1 protein-coding gene is annotated in these 606 nt (G+C 38.6%); it reads left to right on the top strand.

The window, feature by feature from the left end; genetic code table 11:
• Positions 1–104 precede the first annotated feature (104 nt).
• Positions 105–431 carry a hypothetical protein gene (locus MES37_RS24545; RefSeq protein WP_237932844.1) on the top strand — a complete coding sequence of 109 codons (327 nt, stop codon included), beginning with the start codon at positions 105–107 and terminating at the stop codon, positions 429–431.
• Positions 432–606: the final 175 nt, after the last annotated feature.

Below are 606 nucleotides of genomic sequence, written 5' to 3'. Positions count from 1 at the left end.
AACCATCACTATAACCCCAATTAAACTCACTACATAGACAACCTGCAAAAATAAGCTCAAGAGCATTATACTTAAAAAACACCTTGCTTACGGAATATAACTTAATGAAAAACTTTAAACATTGGTTAACACTTTTTTTAATTATATTTACATGCTACTCTGTTCATGCAACAACATGGTCTTATCTGGCAACATCTCCGTCAGAAGATAAAGCTTACTCGTTACCTGCCTCTGAGATTGAGTCATTACCTATGGCCTGGTTTAAAACCACTAACGGCCACGGCCAAACCCTAAGCATATCGAAAGATTTAATCGACTGTAATAAAGGTAGATATACAATTAAAGAAGTTAATAAGTATAGCATTACAGGGCAAATGCTGATCAGCGATGTTTTTACGTTTAATCACTGGAATGAAATCACGCCAGATTGATCCTACCCGCGAATAGTGGACACGAGACTAAGTGAGTAAACTCTCAACCAGAGGTGATGTGATGGACGCCCCTTCCCAGCCTAAGTTCTGCCACACTTATGCTGAATGTCTATTCGCAGAGGAACAACATCATGAACTCGATAAAAGTTGTCGGGATCGATTTAGCTAAGTCTGT

Source organism: Buttiauxella sp. S19-1, from assembly GCF_022134725.1.
GTDB lineage: Bacteria > Pseudomonadota > Gammaproteobacteria > Enterobacterales > Enterobacteriaceae > Buttiauxella > Buttiauxella ferragutiae.
This window is presented reverse-complemented; position numbering and strand designations above follow the sequence as displayed.